At 69.3% G+C, this 18683-nt stretch carries 14 protein-coding genes; 3 read left to right on the plus strand and 11 right to left on the minus strand.

The annotated features are described in order from the left end of the window. Positions 1–168: 168 nt before the first annotated feature. Positions 169–1395 (plus strand): thiolase family protein, encoded by a 1227-nt coding sequence (locus tag ACFUPX_RS20995; RefSeq protein WP_383324435.1) that lies wholly within the window; start codon positions 169–171, stop codon positions 1393–1395. Next, complete coding sequence (locus ACFUPX_RS21000; protein ID WP_383324438.1) at positions 1392–3533, plus strand: 3-hydroxyacyl-CoA dehydrogenase NAD-binding domain-containing protein; 2142 nt, start codon at positions 1392–1394, stop codon at positions 3531–3533. The genes ACFUPX_RS20995 and ACFUPX_RS21000 overlap by 4 nt, the downstream gene beginning before the upstream one ends. An 86-nt stretch (positions 3534–3619) precedes the next feature. Here the strand turns inward: ACFUPX_RS21000 and ACFUPX_RS21005 are convergent, their stop codons facing one another. Further along, on the minus strand, positions 3620–4750 hold the full coding sequence (locus tag ACFUPX_RS21005; RefSeq protein ID WP_383324441.1) for a hypothetical protein: 1131 nt from the start codon (positions 4748–4750) through the stop codon (positions 3620–3622). Positions 4751–4862: 112 nt separating this feature from the next. Between ACFUPX_RS21005 and ACFUPX_RS21010 the strand changes: the two genes are divergently transcribed. After that, entirely contained in the window at positions 4863–5252 is a 390-nt protein-coding gene (locus ACFUPX_RS21010) for an NTP pyrophosphohydrolase (protein ID WP_383324444.1), read from the plus strand. On the opposite strand, the gene ACFUPX_RS21015 is transcribed toward ACFUPX_RS21010, so the two are convergent. The 10 genes from ACFUPX_RS21015 to ACFUPX_RS21060 form a co-directional block, all read right to left on the minus strand. Beyond that, positions 5228–6718, minus strand: a complete 1491-nt coding sequence (locus ACFUPX_RS21015; RefSeq protein WP_383324447.1) for an ArnT family glycosyltransferase — start codon at positions 6716–6718, stop codon at positions 5228–5230. The two genes, ACFUPX_RS21010 and ACFUPX_RS21015, sit on opposite strands and share 25 nt — an antisense overlap. Positions 6719–6723: 5 nt before the next feature. Further along, on the minus strand, positions 6724–8226 hold the full coding sequence (locus ACFUPX_RS21020) for an amino acid permease (protein WP_383324450.1): 1503 nt from the start codon (positions 8224–8226) through the stop codon (positions 6724–6726). A 145-nt stretch (positions 8227–8371) separates the two neighbouring features. Beyond that, positions 8372–10306 (minus strand): 1-deoxy-D-xylulose-5-phosphate synthase, encoded by a 1935-nt coding sequence (dxs, locus tag ACFUPX_RS21025; RefSeq protein WP_383324453.1) that lies wholly within the window; start codon positions 10304–10306, stop codon positions 8372–8374. Between the two features lie 213 nt (positions 10307–10519). Further along, complete coding sequence (locus tag ACFUPX_RS21030; RefSeq protein ID WP_383324456.1) at positions 10520–11803, minus strand: sugar ABC transporter permease; 1284 nt, start codon at positions 11801–11803, stop codon at positions 10520–10522. Then, entirely contained in the window at positions 11800–12579 is a 780-nt protein-coding gene (locus tag ACFUPX_RS21035; RefSeq protein WP_383324459.1) for an ATP-binding cassette domain-containing protein, read from the minus strand. The genes ACFUPX_RS21030 and ACFUPX_RS21035 overlap by 4 nt, the downstream gene beginning before the upstream one ends. Before the next feature lie 193 nt (positions 12580–12772). Continuing rightward, the gene (locus tag ACFUPX_RS21040) at positions 12773–13858 is read right to left on the minus strand and encodes a substrate-binding domain-containing protein (protein WP_383324462.1); all 1086 of its coding nucleotides are present in this window, start codon (positions 13856–13858) and stop codon (positions 12773–12775) included. Between the two features lie 120 nt (positions 13859–13978). Then, complete coding sequence (locus ACFUPX_RS21045) at positions 13979–15178, minus strand: ROK family transcriptional regulator (protein WP_383324465.1); 1200 nt, start codon at positions 15176–15178, stop codon at positions 13979–13981. A 208-nt stretch (positions 15179–15386) separates the two neighbouring features. Then, positions 15387–16271, minus strand: coding sequence for a carbohydrate ABC transporter permease (locus tag ACFUPX_RS21050; protein ID WP_383324468.1), 885 nt, complete (start codon positions 16269–16271; stop codon positions 15387–15389). Next, positions 16271–17149 (minus strand): carbohydrate ABC transporter permease, encoded by an 879-nt coding sequence (locus ACFUPX_RS21055; RefSeq protein ID WP_383324471.1) that lies wholly within the window; start codon positions 17147–17149, stop codon positions 16271–16273. The genes ACFUPX_RS21050 and ACFUPX_RS21055 overlap by 1 nt, the downstream gene beginning before the upstream one ends. Positions 17150–17278: 129 nt before the next feature. Next, positions 17279–18541, minus strand: coding sequence for an ABC transporter substrate-binding protein (locus ACFUPX_RS21060; RefSeq protein WP_383324474.1), 1263 nt, complete (start codon positions 18539–18541; stop codon positions 17279–17281). Between the last annotated feature and the right edge of the window lie 142 nt (positions 18542–18683).

An 18683-nucleotide genomic window follows, 5' to 3' on the forward strand; every position in this document is an offset into this window, starting at 1 on the left:
CTTCGACAGCCACCGGACCACCACCGCTTTTTGCGCGTCCAACGCCAAGTGTGACCTTCGCCTCCCCGAGGCAGTCCTCGGCAACCCTTGGCCGCATAGTTACCGGCAAGTAGCATGGAGCACGGAAGCGCGCCGGCAGGCGCACCCGCACCCTGGAGGAGAGCCATCGTGCCTCGTACCGTCAGGGACGTCGTCTTCGTTGATGGCGTCCGCACCCCGTTCGGCAAGGCGGGCCCGAAGGGCATCTACCACGAGACCCGTGCGGATGACCTGATCGTGAAGGCCATCCGGGAGCTGCTCCGCCGCAACCCGGCCCTCGACCCCGCCAAGATCGACGAGGTCGCCATCGCCGCGACCACGCAGATCGGCGACCAGGGCCTGACGCTGGGCCGCACCGCCGGGATCCTGGCCGGGCTTCCGCAGTCCGTGCCGGGCTACTCCATCGACCGCATGTGTGCGGGCGCGCTGACCGCCGTGACGGCGACCGCGGGCTCCATCGCGTTCGGTGCGTACGACGCCGTCATCGCCGGTGGTGTCGAGCACATGGGCCGCCACCCCATGGGCGAGGGCGTCGACCCGAACCCGCGGTTCGTGAGCGAGAAGCTCGTCGACGAGTCCGCCCTCTTCATGGGCATGACCGCCGAGAACCTGCACGACCGCTACCCGAGCATCACCAAGCAGCGTGCCGACGAGTACGCGGTGCGCTCGCAGGAGAAGGCCGCCAAGGCGTACGCCAACGGCAAGATCCAGCAGGACCTCGTGCCCGTCTCCGTACGGCGGACCAACGCGGAGGCGGGTGAGACCGGTTGGGGTCTTGCCACCGCCGACGAGCCGATGCGTCCGGGCACCACCCTGGAGAGCCTCGCCGGTCTCAAGACGCCCTTCCGTACGCACGGCCGCGTCACCGCGGGCAACGCCGCGGGCCTCAACGACGGCGCCACGGCGTCGATCATCGCCTCCGAGGACTTCGCGCGCGAGCACGACCTGCCGGTCAAGATGCGGCTGGTCTCGTACTCGTTCGCCGGTGTCGAGCCCGAGGTCATGGGCTACGGGCCCATCCCGGCCACCGAGAAGGCGCTCGCCCAGGCGGGCCTCTCCATCTCCGACATCGGTCTCTTCGAGATCAATGAGGCCTTCGCCGTGCAGGTGCTCGCCTTCCTGGAGCACTACGGCATCGCGGACGACGACACCCGCGTGAACCAGTACGGCGGCGCCATCGCCTACGGCCACCCCCTCGCCTCCTCCGGCGTGCGTCTGATGACGCAGCTGGCGCGGCAGTTCGAGGAGCAGCCGGACGTCCGCTACGGCCTGACGACGATGTGCGTCGGCTTCGGCATGGGCGCCACCGTCATCTGGGAGAACCCGAACCACAAGGACGCCGGAGGCGACAAGTGAGCAGCTCCACCAGCTCCACCACGGAGCTTCTGAAGGGCGCGGCCGAGCTGTTCCCGGACGAGGTCGTCACGCAGGCGCACGTTCGCCACCTCGACCTGCCCGCGGGCGCGGGCCGCTTCGCGCTCATCACGCTCGACAACGGCTTCGACCACACCAAGCCGACCACCTTCGGTCCCGGCTCGCTGGCGAACCTGAACACCGCCATCGACCAGGTCGAGAAGGAGGCGGCCGAGGGCACGATCGTCGGCGTCGGTGTCACCGGCAAGCCGTTCATCTTCGCCGTCGGCGCCGACCTCAAGGGCGTCGAGATCCTGGGACGCCACGAGGACGCGCTCGCCATCGGCAAGGGCGGCCACGAGGTCTTCAAGCGGCTCTCCGGGCTCGCCGTGCCGACCTTCGCGTACTACAACGGCGCGGCCATGGGCGGCGGTGTCGAGGTCGGTCTGCACTGCTCGTACCGCACCGTCTCCAAGGCGCTTCCGGCCTTCTCGCTGCCCGAGGTCTTCCTCGGTCTCGTACCGGGCTGGGGCGGCTGTGCGCTGCTCCCGAACCTGATCGGCGCCGACAAGGCCGTCTCGGTCATCATCGAGAACTCGCTGAACCAGAACCGCCAGCTCAAGGGCAAGCAGGTCTTCGAGCTCGGCATCGCCGACGCGCTCTTCGAAGGCGCCGACTTCCTCGAGCAGTCGCTGATCTGGACGGCCGACGTCCTCAACGGCTCGCTGACGGTGGAGCGCCCCGCGATCGACCGCGGCGAGGCCTGGGACGCCGCCGTGGCGCGCGGCCGTGGCATCGCGGACTCCAAGGTGCACGGCGCGGCCCCCGCCGCCTACCGCGCCCTGGAGATCATCGCGGCCGCCAAGGACGGCGACCTCCAGCAGGGCTTCGACGCCGAGGACACGGCGCTCGCCGACCTCATCATGGGCGGCGAACTGCGCAGCGGCATCTACGCGTTCAACCTCGTCCAGAAGCGCGCCAAGCGCCCCGCGGGCGCCCCGGACAAGAGCCTGGCGCGCCCGGTCACCAAGGTCGGCGTCGTCGGCGCCGGTCTGATGGCCTCGCAGCTCGCGCTGCTCTTCCTGCGCCGCCTCGAGGTGCCGGTCGTGCTGACCGACATCGACCAGGCGCGCGTGGACAAGGGCGTCGGCTACGTCCACGAGGAGATCGACAAGCTCCTCCTCAAGGGCCGTGTCAACCAGGACAAGGCGAACCGCCTGAAGGGGCTCGTCTCCGGCGTGCTCGACAAGGCCGAGGGCTTCTCCGACGCCGACTTCATCATCGAGGCCGTCTTCGAGGAGATCGGCGTCAAGCAGCAGGTGTTCGCCGAGGTCGAGGCGGTCGCTCCGGCACACGCCATCCTCGCCACCAACACCTCCTCGCTCTCGGTCTCCGAGATGGCGTCGAAGCTGAAGCACCCCGAGCGGGTCGTCGGCTTCCACTTCTTCAACCCCGTCGCGATCCTCCCGCTCCTGGAGATCGTGCGCGGCGAGCAGACGGACGACGCCTCGCTGGCCACGGCCTTCGGTGTCGCCAAGAAGCTGAAGAAGACCGCGGTCCTGGTGAAGGACGCCCCGGCGTTCGTCGTGAACCGCATCCTCACCCGCTTCATGGGCGAGATCCAGAACGTCATCGACGAGGGCACCCCGGTCGCCGTCGCCGAGAAGGCCGTCGAGCCGCTCGGTCTGCCGATGTCGCCGCTGGTGCTCCTGGAGCTGGTCGGTCCTGCCATCGGTCTGCACGTCTCCGAGACGCTCAACCGTGCCTTCCCGGAGCGCTTCACGGTCTCCCCGAACCTCGCGGCGGTCGTCAAGGCCGGCAAGCGCGGCTTCTACGTCTACGACTCCGGCAAGCCGGAGCTGGACCCCGAGGTCGCCGCTCTCCTCAAGCAGGGCGACACCGTCCTGACCGAGGAGCAGACCCGCGACCGCGTGCTGGACGCCGTGGCGCAGGAGATCGGCCTGATGCTCGACGAGGGCGTCGTCGCCGAGGCGCAGGACATCGACCTGTGCCTGATCACCGGCGCCGGCTGGCCCTTCCACCTGGGCGGCATCACGCCGTACCTGGACCGTGAGGGCGTCAGCGAGCGCGTCACCGGCAAGCGGTTCCTGGCGCCGGGCGTGGCCAGCGTGCCCGCGTAACGCCTGAACGCGTACGACGATGCCCGGCAGGCCGCGAGGTCTGCCGGGCATCGGCCGTTCGGCGGGGAGTCGTTCGGCGGGGTGTCCTACACCCGCGCCCACGCGTCGAGCGCGAGGCCCGACTCCGCCTTCTGGCGTGCGAGCCGCAGCGTGCCGTCGAGGCCGATCGTCGCCATGACCACGCGGCCCCGCGCGTCGAGCGCCAACGCCGGGGAGCCCAGGCAGGGTTCGCCCGTGGCCGCCCACCAGACGCCCGCCTTCTCGTCCTGCGTCGGATAGGCCGCTATCACCGGTCGGCCGTCCGCGCCCCGGTGCGCCAGGACCGTGCAGTCGTGGCCCTCTATCGTCGCGCGCAGCGCCGCCGTGTGGCCCGTCCCGGGAGTTCCGCCGAGGGGCAGGGTGTCCTCGGCGCGGGCGGCGTCGCAGCGGTGGGCCATGACGCCCTTGCCCCGGACGTCCGTGGCGAAGTACGTGAGGCGGTCGGGGGCGGTCTCCAGGGCCGTGCCGGAGCCGGGGGCCGGGGGCAGCGCGATGTCGTCGGCGCGCGTCAGCTCGCCGCCCTGCTTCTCCTGGGTCCAGTGCAGCGTCTTGTTCTCCGCCGGGCCGAAGACCTCAACGCGGCCGGTGGAGGTGGCCACGGCCGTGATGCCGTCCAGGACCTCGCGGACCTTGAGGTCCTTCCACCCCTCCCACTTGCCGCCCTTGCCCTCGCGCCGCAGCCGGACGCTGTTCACCGCGTCCCGTACGAAGACGTGGACCGTGCCCGCGGCGTCCACCGCGGCGGTCGGGGCGCCCAGGTGCGGGGCGCGCTCGACGAGCTTGGTGTGCGGGTTGCCGAGGGAGCGCCAGTCCATGAGCGGCCTGCCCGACTGGTATTGCACGGCGTGCACGACGTCGACCTCCGTGCCGCCGCCCTCCATGGGGAGCCCCCGCAGGGCGACGAAGTGGACGTACCCGTCGGCGCCCTGGGCCAGGGTCAGGTGGGTCAGGTGCGGTGCTGCGAAGAGCTCGGGGCCGGTCCAGTCCGGGCCTCCGGGGCGGTCCTCCGTCCAGCGCAGCAGGCCGTCGGCCGAGCGGGCGTACGCGGTGAGCCTGTCGTCCTTGCCGCGCAGCAGCCAGCGGCCGGTGGCGAGGGTGCCGCTCGCGACGTGCTCTGCGGCGGCGGCCGTCGGGCGGGAGGGCTCCCGCTGGGGCCTGGGGGCGGACCTCTGCGGCATGACTCTGCGCCGACCTTCCTACGAGCGTGCGTCTTCTCCGGCCCGCCAAGTCTACGTTTGGCGCACACCGCTCCTGTCCGGGGCTCGGCCCCCGGTGTGCCAGGGTGACGCCATGAGGACTCTTCTTGTCGTGGACGCGGCCAATGTCGTCGGCTCGGTCCCCGACGGCTGGTGGCGCGACCGGCACGGAGCCGCCGAACGGCTGCGGGACCGGCTCGTCGCGTACGCCGACGCGGGGCTCCCGGACCACCCGGGGCCGCTCGACGTGACCCTCGTGGTGGAGGGCGCGGCGCGTGGCGTGGAGTCCGTCGAGGGCGTACGGGTGGTCGCGGCGCCCGGCAGCGGGGACGACCGCATCGTGGAGCTGGTCGCCGACGAGGCCGCGGCACGGCCCTGCCTGGTCGTCACCGCCGACCGGGAGCTGCGGCGGCGCGTGGGCGAGCTGGGCGCCGAGTGTCTGGGCCCGCGCTCGGTGCGTCAGCCGGGAGCCGAGCGGGAGTAGAGCACCGCGCCGTCGACCGTCCCCACCGGCTGGTAGCCCGCCGCGAGGATGCGCCGCAGCGAGGGCACCCGCTGGGGGGCGAAGGGCTTGCCCCGGGAGTCGTCCACGATCAGCGCGGGCGGCCTCGCCGCGAGCTCGCCGCGCAAGACCGGCCAGGCGCCGTCCACCGCGTACTTCTCGCCCACCTGAGGGCCGTCACGGCCGCCGCTGTAGTTGGTCAGGAGCCCCGCCGTGAGGTAGCGGCTCGCGGGGGCGCGGTCGGCCAGCCAGTACGTCTCGGGGTGTATGCCCCACACCAGTACGCGCTCCCCCGGTGACGTGCGCGCCCGGACCTCCCCGGCGATCCGCTCGGCGTGCGCGAGCTCGGGGCGCGGGGCCAGCATCCCCCAGGCCAGGAACAGCGCGCACGCCCCGGCCGAGACCGACACGGCCGTCAGGGTGCGCTCCCGGGGCAGGATCTGGAGCGCGGCGGCGCCCAGCAGGGCCAGGGGCGGGGTGAGTTGCAGGTAGTAGTGCCCGAAGAAGTGGAAGCCGACGAGGACCGCGCCCGCCGATGAGGCGAGCCAGAGCCACAGGTCCGTCGAGCCGGTGCGGGCGATGCGCAGGACCCGTACGACCGGCGGCAGGATGCCCGCGCAGGCCGCCGCGAGGACGGCCGCGTTGGTCAGGCCCCGCAGCAGCACGTGGAGTTCGGACCCGGTGAAGGAGGCGTACGCGCCCGATCCCGTCACCGTCCAGAACAGGAACCCGGCCGGATTCGTGGCCGCGGCCACCGCGACGACAGGACCGCACAGACCGGCCGCCAGGCGCAGTGCGTCCCGTCGGGCGCCGCCCGCCTGCCAGAGCAGCCACGCCACCGGCACCAGGGCCGCTCCCCCGGTCTGCTTGGCCAGGAAGGCGCAGGCCACCGCGGCGCCCGCCGCGCCCCAGCGGCGCCGGTCGGCGCACCATATGGCGGCGGCGGTGCACGGCAGCATGAAGACCTCGAAGGTGGCCGCCTGGGCGTCCTCGGGGTTCAGGCCGACCGAGACGAGGAGGTAGAGCACGCCCGCCGTGCGGCCCGCGCCGTCGCCCCAGCGGCGCCGGGCGAGGGAGACGAGCAGGACGGCGGTCAGGAGCTGGGCCGCCACCGCGAGCACCTTCAGCGGGAGCAGCGTCGCGTCACCGAAGAGCGCGAACGCCCCCTCGTACAGCCAGGGGACGAGCGGTGGCTTGCGGTCGACGACGCTCTCGTAGAGCTCTCCCCCGTCGGCCAGCATCCTTGCCTGGACGGCGAGATAGCCCTCGTCAGGGCTCCACAGCGGCCACCGGAAGGAGGGGATCCGGGTGACGCAGGCCAGGGCGGCGAGCAGGGGGAGCAGGCGCGGCCAGTACCGCGCGGGAGGCGCCGGGGCCCGCTCCGTACGCGGGCGCGACGGCCCGAGCTCGCGTACGGAGCGTAGTGAGGCGGAGGGCTCGGCGAGCATCCTGATTACTGGACGTCACCGGTGGCGGCCTGCCTCTGCTGCTTGCCCAGCTGGCTGTGCGAGCGCCCGTAGACGAAGTAGACGACGAAGCCGAGCAGCATCCAGATGCCGAACCGCAGCCAGGTCTCGGCGGGCAGGTTCAGCATCAGCCACACCGATGCCGCCACGGACAGGATGGGCACCAGCGGCACCAGCGGGGTGCGGAAGGCGCGGGGCAGGTCCGGGCGGGTGCGGCGCAGGATGATGACGCTCAGGGCGACCACGACGAAGGCGAAGAGCGTGCCGATGTTCACCAGTTCGGCGAGTTCGTCGAGGCTGGTGAAGCCCGCGAGGATCGCGATGAGGACACCGAGCAGGATGGTCGGCCGGTGCGGCGTCCGGTACTTGGGGTGGACGTGGGAGAAGAACCGGGGCAGCAGTCCGTCGCGGCTCATCGCGAAGAACACGCGGGTCTGGCCGAGCAGCAGGATCATGCAGACGGTGGTGAGGCCGACGGCGGCGCCGAAGCTGATCACGCCGCCGTAGAAGGGATGCCCGGTGGCCTTGAAGGCGTCGGCGAGCGGGGCGTCCACGGACAGTTCGCTGTAGTGCTGCATGCCCGTGACGACGATCGATACGGCGACGTAGAGGACCGTGCAGATGAGGAGCGAGCCGAGGATGCCGCGCGGCATGTCCCGCTGGGGCATCTTGGTCTCCTCCGCGGCGGTGGCCACGATGTCGAAGCCGATGAAGGCGAAGAAGACGATGGAGGCGGCCGTGAAGATGCCGAGGACGCCGAAGTTGGTGGGCGCGTACCCGAACATCAGCTGGATGAGCGGGGAATCGATGCTGTCGCCCGCGGCCACTTCCTGCGCCTTGGGGATGAACGGCTTGTAGTTGTCCCCGTCGATGAAGAAGGCGCCCGCGATGATGACGACCAGGACGACGGCCACCTTGATGGCGACGATGACGGTGGTGACGCGGGCGGAGAGCTTCATGCCGAGGACGAGGACGACGGTGAGGATCAGCACCAGGGCGAAGGCGAGGATGTCGAAGCCGAAGCCGTCGGTGGAATCGGTCCCGGTGAGCGCTTCGGGCAGGTGCCAGCCCGCGTTGTCCATCAGCGAGCGTACGTAGCCGGACCAGCCGACGGCGACCACCGCGGTGCCGAGGGCGAATTCGAGCACCAGGTCCCAGCCGATGGTCCAGGCGGGCAGCTCGCCGAGCGAGGCGTACGAGAAGGTGTACGCCGACCCGGCCACCGGCACGGTGGAGGCGAACTCCGCGTAGCAGAGCGCCGCGAGGGCGCAGACGATGCCCGCGGCGACGAAGGCGAGCGCGGTGGCGGGCCCCGCGGTCTCCTTGGCCACCTTCCCCGTCAGGACGAAGATGCCGGTGCCGATGACGACGCCGACGCCGAAGACCGTGAGATCGAGGGCGGACAGCGACTTCTTGAGCGCGCGCTCCGGCTCCTCGGTGTCCTGGATGGACTGCTCGATGCTCTTCGTTCTGAAAAGGCTGCTTGCCACGGGCGTACCTCCACGCTTGTCGTCCCCGACATGATCGAGAGGGCGAGTACCCCATAGGCCCCGGCGCGAGCCTATTCACGCGAATGGGCCGGTTTCACCACCCGTACAGGGTGGTGAAACCGGCCCATCGGCGGTGCGCGTTGACTCAGTCGCGCGCGGGCTCCCCCGCCTCGACGGAGTCCACGGCGGCCGTGCGCTCGAAGCGCCCGTCCAGCTTGGCGACCAGGCCGGTGACCTGGCGGGCGATGTCCGGGGCGGTCAGGCCGATCTCGGCCATGATCTCCTTGCGCGAGGCGTGGTCCAGGAAGCGCGGCGGGATGCCGAAGTCGCGCAGCGGTACGTCGACGCCCGCGTCCCGCAGGGCCTGGGCGATGGCCGAGCCGACGCCGCCGGCGCGCGAGTTGTCCTCGACGGTGACGACGACGCGGTGCTGCTCGGCGAGCGGGGCGAGCGCCTCGTCGACGGGCTTGACCCAGCGGGGGTCGACGACCGTGGTCGTGATGCCCTGCTTGTTCAGGAGGTCGGCGATCTCCAGGCACATGGGGGCGAGCGCGCCCACGGAGACCAGCAGGACGTCGGGGCGGCTCATGCCCGCCTTGCGCAGGACGTCCATGCCGCCGACCTTGCCGACGGCCTTGACCGCCGGGCCGACCGCGCCCTTCGAATAGCGGACGACGGTCGGGGCGTCGTCGACCTCGACGGCCTCGCGCAGCTGGAGGCGGACCTGGTCGGCGTCGCGCGGGGCGGCGATCCGCAGGGTCGGCACGCACTGGAGGATCGACATGTCCCACATGCCGTTGTGCGAGGCGCCGTCCGTGCCGGTGACGCCCGCGCGGTCCAGGACGAAGGTGACGCCGCACTTGTGCAGGGCCACGTCCATCAGGAGCTGGTCGAAGGCACGGTTGAGGAACGTCGCGTACACGGCGAAGACCGGGTGCAGGCCGCCGGTGGCCAGGCCCGCAGCCGATGTGGCCGCGTGCTGCTCGGCGATGCCCACGTCGTAGACCCGGTCGGGGAACTCCTCGGCGAACTTCTTCAGGCCCACCGGCTGGAGCATGGCGGCGGTGATCGCGACGATGTCCTCGCGCTCGCGGCCGAGCTTGACCATCTCCTCGCCGAAGACGGACGTCCAGTCCATGCCGGAGGCCGAGATCGGCAGGCCGGTGTCCGGGTGGATGACGCCGACGGCGTGGAAGTGGTCCGCCTCGTCCTCCAGGGCGGGCTTGTAGCCGCGGCCCTTCTCGGTGATGCAGTGCACGATGACGGGGCCGCCGAAGCGTTTGGCGCGCACCAGGGCGGACTCCAGGGCCTCGATGTCGTGGCCGTCGATCGGGCCGACGTACTTCAGGCCGAGGTCCTCGAACATGCCCTGCGGGGCGATGAAGTCCTTCAGGCCCTTCTTCGCGCCGTGCAGCGTCTCGTAGAGGGGCCTGCCGACGACCGGGGTGCGCTCCAGGAGGTCCTTGCCGCGGGCCAGGAAGCGCTCGTAGCCGTCCGTGGTGCGCAGGGTCGCCAGGTGGTTCGCGAGGCCGCCGATGGTCGGGGCGTACGACCGCTCGTTGTCGTTGACGACGATCACCAGGGGGCGGTCCTTGGCGGCGGCGATGTTGTTCAGCGCCTCCCAGGCCATGCCGCCGGTGAGGGCGCCGTCACCGATGACGGCGACGACGTGGTCGTCCTTGCCCTGTACCTCGTTGGCCTTGGCGAGGCCGTCGGCCCAGCCCAGGACCGTCGAGGCGTGCGAGTTCTCGATCACGTCGTGCTCGGACTCGGCGCGCGCGGGGTAGCCGGAGAGGCCGCCCTTGGTGCGCAGCTTGGCGAAGTCCTGGCGGCCGGTGAGCAGCTTGTGCACGTAGCTCTGGTGACCGGTGTCGAAGAGGACCTTGTCCTGCGGGGACTCGAAGACGCGGTGCATGGCGATCGTGAGCTCGACCACGCCGAGGTTGGGGCCGAGGTGGCCGCCTGTCTTGGACACTGCGTCGACGAGGAAGGCGCGGATCTCGCCGGCCAGCTGGTTCAGCTCCTCCGGGCTGAGCCGGTCCAGATCGCGCGGTCCCCTGATGCGGGTCAGCAGCGGCACCCGTGCCTCCTTGCGGTAGAGCGTGCAGTAGAGCTGTTCAAGCGTTGACCGGATTGTTGCCGGGCCTGTTGAGTCTAATGTTCCGCTGCTGAAGACCGCGTCCGGGCCGTGAGTTCCGTGTCACGCGAACGGCCGTACGACGGAGGCGGACAGAGAGCTGCCCGGCACCGCTTCATTGCGGTACCGGGCAGCTCTGCTCTGGGTTCTGCCAGGTCAGGCGCGTCCTGCCGCCTTCTGGCTGCGGCGCGAGACGGAGTCGAGGACGACCGCGGCGAGGAGTACCGCACCGGTGATCATCGACTGGACCGCCTTGCTGGAGCTGCCCGACATGTACAGGCCAGTCATGATCGACTGGATGACCAGGATGCCGAGCAGCGCCGACCAGGGGGTGCCCCGGCCGCCGAAGAGGCTGGTGCCGCCGATGACCGCCGCGGCGATCGCCAGCATCAGGGTGTCACCGCCACCCAGGTTGGAGTCGGCGACGCCGGACTGGGAGGCGATGAAGAGGCCGCCCAGACCGCCGAGGAAGCCGGAGATCGTGAACACGGAGATCCGGATCCATACGACGTTGATGCCGGCCCTGCGGGCCGCCTCGACGCCACCGCCGACCGCGAAGACCTGGCGGCCGTAGTTGGTGCGGCGCAGCACGAAGCTGGCCAGGACCACGACGCCGACGAAGACGGTCAGGCCGAGCGGGAGCCCGTCTTCCTGGTTCAGGACGAAGGCGACGACGTAGGCCAGGACGGCGACGACCGCGGTCCGCAGGGTCAGCTCGCTGACCGGGCGGTGCGGCAGGTCGGCGGCCTTGCGGCGGCGGCGCTGGCTCCACTGGGAGTAGCCGTACGCGGCGACGGCGACGGTCGCGAGGCCGTAGGCGGCGGCGACGTCGGTGAAGTAGTAGTTGTTCAGGTTGTAGATGATGCCGTCGGAGAGGTTGTTCAGGCTCAGGGTGTTGCCGAGGACGTACAGCTGAAGGCCGCTCCACCCCAGGAAGCCCGCAAGGGTCACGACGAAGGCCGGGACCCCGATCTTGGCGAAGAAGAAGCCGTGCAGGGCGCCGATCGCGCCCGCGGCGGCCAGGCCGATGATGACGGCGAGGCCCTCGTTCACGTCCTGCTTGATCGCGAGCACCGAGCTGACCGCCGCGGTGAGGCCCGCGACGGAGCCGACCGACAGGTCGATCTCGCCGAGCAGCAGGACGAAGACGATGCCGGTCGCGATGAGGCCGGGGCCGACGATGTACTGCGCGATGTTGCTGAGGTTGGACGGGTCGAGGAAGCGGCCCGTCGTTATCTCGAAGATCGCCCAGATCACGATCAGACCGGTGACGACCGGTATGGAGCCGAGTTCGCCGCCCTTGATCTTGCGCTTGAACTCGGTGAGGTAACCGGCGAAACCCTGCTCACGCACGAGCAGGCGCGGGTCGACGGCCGGGATGGCGTCGGCGGCCGGGGCCTCGGCGTCCACCTTCTTCGAGGTGTTCACGGTCTCACTCACTTCGTGGCCTCCGCGTTGCGCGCCTTGCGCCGGGTCACGGCGTTCTCCGTGGCCCCGGTGATCGCGGCGATGATCTCTTCGTTGCTGGTGTCCTTGACGCTGAAGACACCGTTGTTGCGACCGAGGCGCAGGACGGCCACCTCGTCGGCGACGGCCTTGACGTCGGCCATGTTGTGGCTGATGAGGAGCACGGCGAGGCCGCGCTCGCGCAGCCGCTCCACCAGGTCGAGGACCTGGGCGGTCTGCTCGACGCCGAGCGCCGCGGTGGGCTCGTCGAGGATCACCAGCTTGGGGTTGCCGACCAGCGCACGGGCGATCGCGACGACCTGGCGCTGACCGCCGGAGAGCGAGGCGATCGGGATGCGCACGCTCGGGATGCGGATGGAGAGGGTGTCGAGGAGCTCCTTGGCACGCTTCTCCATCGCCACCTCGTCGAGGACCTTGGCGCGGCCGAGCTCACGGCCGAGGAACAGGTTGGCCACGACGTCCAGGTTGTCGCAGAGCGCGAGGTCCTGGTAGACGGTGGCGACACCAAGACCCTGGGCGTCGTGCGGGCGCGAGATGGAGACGGAGTCGCCGTCCCACTCGATGGTGCCCTCGTCGATGGGGTGGACCCCCGCGATCGTCTTGACGAGGGTGGACTTACCGGCTCCGTTGTCGCCGACCAGGGCGACCACTTGACCTGCGTGTACTTCAAGTTCGACATCGGTGAGCGCCTGGACGGCACCGAATCGCTTGGAGACGCCGCGCAACGCCAGCACGGGCGGAGCGGACATGTGAACCATCTCCTTCGTCCGCCGAGGGGGAGCGGCGGAGGGCCGTACGGGCATGGCGTACGGCGGGATGTGAGTGTGGGCTAAGGGGGGATGAAGCAGGGGTGCGAGCAGACGTACGGCGTCTTTGCCCCCGACAGCGGGGCAAGCGTGAAGAGGGCGAAGACGCCGTACGAGTCCGGTGCCTGCAACGCGGCTACTTGATGCCGGCGTCCGCGCAGGCCTTGGCGAAGTCCGGGGTGCAGATCTCGCTCGTCTTGTAGAACTTGTCCTTGACGACGGTGTCCTTGATGTCGTCCTTCGTCACGACGAAGGCCTGGACGAGCGCCGACGGGATGCCCTTGTCGCTGGGGCTGTCGAGCTTCGCCGTCACCAGCGAGTCGATCTTCTCGCCCTTGAGGAGCTTCACCGCGACCTCAGCGGTCTTCTCCGCCTCGGGCTTGTACGGCTTGTAGATCGTGAAGGCCTGCGTGCCCTTCAGGATCCGCTGGATGCCCGCGAGTTCGGCGTCCTGGCCGCCGACCGGGATCCCCTTGACCTTCGCCGACTGCAGCGCCGCGACGATGCCGCCCGCCATGCCGTCGTTGGCCGAGTAGACGGCGTCGAAGCCGTCCTTGCCCAGGGAGGTGATGGCGGTGCCCATCTTCTCGCCCGCGATCTTCGGGTCCCACTCACCCGTCTGCTCGTAGACGACCTTCTTGACCTTGCCGTCCAGGACGGAGTGCGCGCCCTTCTTGAAGAGGGCGGCGTTCGGGTCCGACTCCTTGCCGTTGATCATGACGACATTGGAGTCCTTGGCCTTGTCCCCCAGGGCGTTGATGATGCCCTGGCCCTGGAGCTTGCCGATCTTCTCGTTGTCGAAGGAGACATACGCGGAGACCGGACCCTCGGCGAGGCGGTCGTACGCCACGACCTTGATGTCCTTCTTCTTCGCCTCCTGCACCCACGCCTTGGTGGCACCGGAGTCGACCGCGTCCAGAACGATGACCTTGACGCCGGAGTCGACGAGGTCGTCGAACTGCTGCTTCTGGGTCGAGACGTTCTCGGAGGCGTTCTTGTAGTTGACCTTGCAGTCGGAGCAGAGCTCCGTGACCTTCGCCTTGATCAACGGGTAGTCGAAGGACTCGTAACGCGTGGTCTTGCTCTCGGGCAGCAACAGACCGATGGTCTTGTTGTCCTTGTCATCGCCCTTGTCACCACCGGCCTCGCCACAAGCGGCAAGGGATACGGCCATCGCGGTAGCGGTCATGGCTATCGCGGCACGACGCAGATGGGTGTTCACTGTCCAACCTCCCTGACGTGGCCGCGTCGTTGCGGCCGAGGTGGCTCGAAGTCAACTCGGCCGCCACACCATCGTCAAGGAGTAAATCCTTAACGAGATGACAACGGTGCCATGCGTTATCTAAGTGAAGGCAGGTGCGCTCGCGGGCAACGAGCCGTCCAAAAGGGTTGAATCGCCCATTTCGCTGAGTGCGAGAGCCAGTGCGCCGAGGACTTCGGCGCGACCCCCGAGGGCCCCTGGGAGGACGGACAGCTGCCGGGCGGCGCTGGGGATGGCGTACCGCCCCACGGACTCCCTGATGGGCCCCAGGACCAGCTCACCGGCCTCCGCGAGGTCGCCGCCGAGGACGACCCGGCTGGGGTTGAGGAGGTTGCACAGGTTCGCGACGCCGCTGCCGATGTGCCGGCCGACGTCGGCGATCACACGGCGGCAGCCCGGGTCGCCCTCCCGCGCGAGCGCCACCACGCGCTCCATGGTCAGCTCGGTGCCGTGGCTGGACTGGAGCAGCGGCAGCACATAGCGGGCCGCCGCGAAGGTCTCCAGGCAGCCGCGGTTGCCGCAGCGGCAGACCGGGCCCGACTCGTCCAGGGTGATGTGGCCGATCTCGCCGGCCGTGCCCCCGGGGCCGCGGTAGATCCGCCCGCTGATCACCAGACCGGCGCCGACACCGCTCGCGACCTTGATGTACGCGAGGTCCTTGACCCCGCGGCCGCTGCCCCAGACCAGCTCGCCGAGCGCGCCCAGGTTGGCGTCGTTGTCGACGTGCACGGGGACGCCGAGGCGGTCCTTGAGCTCCTCTGCGGGCTTGGTGCCCGTCCAGCCCGGCAGGATCGAGGTCGAGCCGAGGGTGCCCGACTCCACGTCGATGGGGCCCGGCACGCCGAGGCCGATGCCCGCGATCTTCGCGCGGTCCACGCCGGTGACCGCGATCAGCCTGCTGACCAGCTGCTCGGCGCGGTCGAAGCCCTGCGCGGCCGACGCGTCCACGTCCAGCGGCTCGGCCTCCTCGGCGAGCACCTGGTGGGCGAGGTTGCCGACGGCCACGCGCAGGTGCGTGTGGCCGAAGTCGACGCCGATGACGATGCCCGCGTCGCCGCTGAGCGAGACGCTGCGGGCCCTGCGGCCGCCTGCCGAGGTGGGCGTGACCTCGACCGTTCCGCCGTCCTTGAGCTCCCGGACGATGTTGGAGACCGTGGCCGCGGACAGACCCGTCGTCCTGGCGATCTCCGCCTGAGTGAGCGACCCGGCGAGCCGTACGGCACGTACGACCCGCTCGAGATTGGCCCGGTGCAGCGACGACTGCGACCCCGGAGTCTCCATTGACTCAGCCACCCTTATTCCGTATGCCGAAATGTCGAAGCAGCACCTTCGCCGCCCGTACAAGTTGTGAACTCCAAGCTCTGCTGAACGGGTTGGCGCAGTCAAGTCCTTGACCCAAATCAGCACTCCTGAGCAGCGGGACAGGCCGGGTCCAAGTGGCGAGGATGCACCCCAAACCACCCAGACCCGGCCTGAGAGGGCCGATCCGTTACTTGACCGATCCCGCGGTGAGACCCGAGACGACATGCCGCTCGATGAAGGCGAACAGCACGATGACCGGCACGATCGCCACCACGGACGCCGCGAAGAGGTAGTTCCACTCCACGGTGTAGGCGCCGATGAAGTTGTTGATGCCGACGGTCAGCGGCTGCTTGTCGGGCTCGGTGGTGAGCGTGAGGCCCATCACGAACTCGTTCCATGAGGTGATGAAAGTGAAGATCACCGCGGTGACCACGCCCGGCAGCGCGAGCGGCAGGGTCACCTTGATCATGGCGCCGAAACGGCTCGTGCCGTCCACCATGGCGGCCTCTTCGAGCTCCGGCGGGATGGAGCTGATGTAGGCCGTCAGGATCCACACCGCGAACGCGAGGTTGAACGCCGCGTTCGTGATGATCAGCGTCCAGACCGAGTTGAGCATGTCCAGCTGGTGGAACTCGCGGTAGAGACCGACCAGCAGGGCCGTGGGCTGGAACATCTGGGTGATCAGGACCAGGAGCAGGAAGGCCTTGCGTCCGCGGTAGCGCATGCGCGCCGTGTAGTACGCGGCGGGCAGCGAGACCAGGAGCACCAGGAGCGTCGCACCGCCCGCGACCAACAGGGTCACCTGGAGGTTCTGGCCGAGCTCCGACTCCTTCCAGACCTCGATGAAGTTCGACCACTCCAGGTCCGTCGGCAGATACGTCCGGTCCCGCAGCTCGCTCTTGGGACGGAGCGCGGTGATCACCATCTCCAGGTACGGAGCCAGGAAGATCGCCGCGAGGGCCCAGGCGACCACCGTGATGACCAGCGTGCGCGGCCTGAACGTGCGCTTGGGTTTGCGCTGGGGCGCGGAGCCCTTCGGGGACCCGGTGCGGGGCGCCGTCGCGGTGGCCATCAGTCCTCCTCGTTCCACCGGCTGACCTTCAGGAAGATCAGCACGAGCACGACGACCATCGCGAAGTTGACCACGGACATGGCGGCGGATTCGCCGATGTCGGTCTCCTTCAGCTTGTACATGAACACCATGGTCGTGGAGGTGTCATAGCCGGGACCGCCCTGCGTCATGGCCCAGATGATCGGGAAGGAGTTGAAGACGTTGATGAGGTTGATGACCACACCGACGAGGAACGCGGGCCGCAGCATCGGCAGCGTGATGTGCCGGTACGTCTGCCCGGGGCTCGCCCCGTCGATCCGCGAGGCCTCGTAGACCTCGCCCGGGATGGTCTGGAGACCGGCCAGCAGCGTGTACGTGGTGAAGGGCAGCGACACGAAGATCGCGACGGCCATCATCCACGGCCAGGCGGTCTCCGGTTTGCCGAGCCAGTCCTTGGAGCTGTCGATGAGGCCGAGGTCCAGCATCACGGTGTTGAGCACGCCCGCGGTCTGGTTGAGCATCCACTTGAAGCCGATGGCGGTCATCAGGACGGATGCCGCCCAGGGCGCGATGAGCGCCCAGCGGGTGACGGTGCGGCCGGGGAACTTCTGGTTGAACAGCTGGGCGAGGGCCAGCGAGAGGAGCATCGTCACGCTCACGACGACGACGGTCCACACGACCGTCCAGAGCAGGACGGCCCCGAAGTCGGTCTCGTCGAAGAGCTTCTTGTACTTGTCGGTCCCCGCGCCGCCGCGCACGATGCCGGCGATGGAGATGTTGAGGAACGAGGTGCGGATCAGCTCGACGACCGGCCAGATGACCACGGCGAGGATCAGCAGGATGACGGGCGCTATCCAGGGCAGCGGGCCTAGTCGGGCGATGCCGCTGCGACGGCTCACCGGCCTGGGTGCGCGCCCGCTCCGTCCCCGGCCGGTGTCGGCCGGGGGCGGAGGGGCCTTCAGTGACACGAGGTCTCCTAGCGAACGGGACGTACGAGAGGGACGGAACGAAGAGGCACTGCCCGACGGCTACTTGGCAGCGGCCGCGGCGTCTTCCGCCTTCTTCTGGAGGTCACCGAGGACCGACTTCGGGTCGTCGCTCGCGGCCTTGCCGCCGGTCTTCTTCATCTCGGCGGAGATGACGTCCCACGAGGTGTCGCCGAGCGGGTAGAACTTGGCGTTCGGCAGGACCTCGAAGAACGGCTCCAGGTCCTTGTGCTTGCCGTTGGTCTGCATCGTCTTGAGCGTGTCCTGGGTGACGGGCATCAGGTTGTACATCTCGTCGAACTCCAGCATCTTCTTGGAGTACGTGAAGTCCAGGAACTTCTTGACGCCTTCCTTCTCCGCGCCACCGTCCTTGAACGCCATCATCCAGTCGGCCACGCCGAGGGTGGAGTCCAGCGGGCCCGTCTTGCCGGGGATCGGCGCGACGCCGTAGTCGACCTTGCCGCCCTTGGCCATCTGGATCAGGCTCGGGTGGCCGTTGAGCATGCCGACCTTGCCGGCCGCGAAGTCCGCGAAGGCCGTCTTGCGGTCGGTGGAGGCCGGGTTGGAGTACGTGAGGCCGGGCTTGACCAGGTTCTTCTGCAGCCAGTCGAAGGTCTCGACGTTCTTGGCGCTGTCGAGCGTGTACTTGCCGCTCGCGTCGGTGTAGCCGCCGCCGTTGCCGAGCTCCCACATCATCGTCTCGCCCTGGGTCTCCTCCGGGCCGAGCGGGAGGGCGTAGGGGGTGTCGGCGGCCTTGGAGGACTTGATCTTCTTTGCGGCCGCCGCGACCTCGTCCCAGGTCTTGGGCGGCGTCTTCACGCCCGCCTTCTTGAGGACGGCCTTGTTGTAGAACATCACGCGGCTGGAGGAGACCCACGGGATGCCGTACTGCGTGCCCTTCACCTCGCCGGCCTTGGCGAAGGTGGGGATGATGTTCTCCTGCGTCTTGGGCGAGAGGACCTCGTCGGCCTTGTAGAGCAGGTCGTCGGCGACCTTGTCCGCGTAGCCGCCGGTCTGGAGCAGGTCGGGCTGGTTACCCGCCTGGATCATGTTCTTGACCTGCTTGTCGATCTCGTTCCAGTTGATGACCTGGACGTCGACCTTGTAGTCCTTGTTCTCGGCCTCGAAGTCCTTCTTCACGCCGTCCCAGTACTTCTTGGAGGCGTTCGAGGCCTTGTCGCCGTAGTCGGCGGCGACGATCTTGATGGTCTTGCCGTCGCCGCTGTCGCTGTCACCGCCGCAGGCGGTAAGTCCCATGGCCATCGCGAGCGTTGCCGCACCGGTGGCGATTACTCGATTCCTCATGCTGTTCAACCCTTCGACATCGGTGTCGACTTGAACGCGGGCAAAAGGTTCCCCCCGCGGCGCCGTGGGGCCGACATTACTCACGGCCGGAATTGGCGCAACAGGCCTAGACCACTTTCGTGGCCAAGCTGAAATCACCGGC

This window comes from Streptomyces sp. NPDC057302 (genome assembly GCF_042667685.1).
Classification (GTDB): Bacteria; Actinomycetota; Actinomycetes; order Streptomycetales; family Streptomycetaceae; genus Streptomyces.